The sequence below is a fragment of the Frankia sp. CcWB2 genome (assembly GCF_977927585.1).
The window spans coordinates 2530-4365 of record NZ_CDWRCM010000105.1; the positions used below are offsets into that span (position 1 = coordinate 2530).

The window sequence follows — 1836 nt, forward strand, 5'->3', positions numbered from 1 at the left end:
GTAGCCCATGTGACGACCACCCCGGTTCGGGTGGATCGCCGCCTCCGGCCGGCCGTCAGCTGATGCTGATGCCCTCCTTGCCCCGAGCCCTCGACCGGGCGGCCGGCACGGCGACCTCCCGGGCGAGATCTGGCTGGATGCGCTCTGACAGGGCGAGGCCGGACCGCGTGACGGTGGCCATCAACCGGTCGAACAGGGGGCTGCGGCGGCTGGCCGGAGCAGCCCCGTCTCATGGCCGCACCATCCCCACACGCGAGTGCCGTCGATGACAAGCTCCTGGTCCGGCTCGGTGCCCCGAGGGAAGGCCGGCCGAGCGTCGGTCGGAACATCCGCCGTGTCGAGCGGGTGGTGCGTCCACAGTTGCAGGGACTCCTCCGGGCACCACGCCTTGTCCCGGACGGCTATCTGCCATACCGCCCGTCCGGGCCGGTACAGGGCGAGCCGGATCGCCGTTCCCCGGCAACGGAACAGCAGACCGACCCCGTCGGGACGAACACCTCGTACCTCGACGGGTACCGGGGAGCTCCCCGGGCAGACGAGGTATCCCTCGCTCCGCAACCGGGCCATCCACGACTCGAAGGTCACAGCGAACGCTGCCTTCCTGATAGTTCTCGATAGCTACACAGTGATTGCGTGATGATTGCGTAGTAGTTGCGCGGGTCTGGGAAGTCCCAGCGGGGGATCGGCCGGTCGGGACCGGACCAGCCGCCAAGGCCGGACCAGCCGCCAAGGCCCGGACCAGCCCGGCTGACCCTGGCGGCACGGCCACAGGTGACCGGGGCGGGTAGCGGGCTGGCACGCGACGGGAGAAGACGGAGACGGCGCGACCTGGCTCATCCGGCGGAGCGCACAGCTCAGCCGGTCATCCGGGAGCGCGCACGGAGCACTCCGGCGAACGACCCGGCCAGGGGCAGGACGGGAGTCCGGGAATACGGATGATCGACAGCTGCTTCACCCCGGGAGCAAAAAGATCACTCGTTCAGGTCTGGCACCGAGCCCCGAGGCCCCTCGCGCCCAGAACGGTCCCTGAGTTACAGGACCGGTGCGCTCGTCGCGCGTGCGGCGAGCCTCAGTGGACGCGAGGGCTGGGACAACACCGACAGCGCCCTGGACAACAGACCTCTCGCCACGCCCAGTGAGGGGCGGAGCCGGGCTGCCAACGGAGCGTCACACCTTTATTATGCACGGCATCCCGGCCGGGCGTCGGAGCGCAAGTGGCCGCCGGAGATCGGTTCAGGACCATGCGGACACGGTGATTCCGACTGTCCGGAGCGTCTCGACGATCTTTGCACCGCACGCCGCGGACCGCACGCCGCGGACCGTGTATCGCTCGGATCGGGGCAGGTGCCCCGGGACGGTGTGGGTCGGTATCCCGGCGACTAATCGGGGAACGACGACCACAGGACGATGTCCGGTCCGGACGGCGAGCACGAGGAGCCCGCCCGGCCGGCACGAGGAGGTTGTCGTGATCTTCGATAGTCGGGAGGAGGCCGGCCGGCAGCTCGGGCAGCGGCTGGCGCATCTACGCGGCCGTGACGTCGTTGTCGTCGGGCTGCCCCGCGGGGGCATTCCTGTCGCGTTCGAGGTGGCGCGGGCGCTGGAGGCCCCGCTGGATGTCATCCTCGTCCGCAAGCTCGGTGTCCCCTTCCAGCCTGAGCTCGCGATGGGTGCCATCGCCGAGGGTGGGGTGCGGGTCGTCAACGAGGAGGCCCGGCGGCTGGCTAACGTGGGGCTGGACGAGTTCGCTGCGGTTCAGGCGCGCGAGTTGGTGGAGCTTGATCGTCGGGCCCGGCGGTTCCGGAACGGCCGGCCGAGGATCCCGCTCGCCGGGCGGAC

Annotated in this window: 3 protein-coding genes; 1 reads left to right on the forward strand and 2 read right to left on the reverse strand. The window is 70.3% G+C overall.

Annotated elements, in window-relative coordinates; all coding sequences use genetic code 11:
• Nucleotides 1-55: 55 nt before the first annotated feature.
• Nucleotides 56-181, reverse strand: coding sequence for a hypothetical protein (locus tag ACY45C_RS12530; RefSeq protein WP_462187793.1), 126 nt, complete (start codon nt 179-181; stop codon nt 56-58).
• Nucleotides 181-585 carry a hypothetical protein gene (locus ACY45C_RS12535; RefSeq protein WP_462187794.1) on the reverse strand — a complete coding sequence of 135 codons (405 nt, stop codon included), beginning with the start codon at nt 583-585 and terminating at the stop codon, nt 181-183. Before ACY45C_RS12535 ends, ACY45C_RS12530 begins: the two co-directional genes overlap by 1 nt.
• A gap of 880 nt (nt 586-1465) precedes the next feature.
• Between ACY45C_RS12535 and ACY45C_RS12540 the strand changes: the two genes are divergently transcribed.
• Nucleotides 1466-1836, forward strand: a 371-nt coding sequence (locus ACY45C_RS12540) for a phosphoribosyltransferase (RefSeq protein ID WP_462187795.1), incomplete at its 3' end; no start/stop codon positions are given.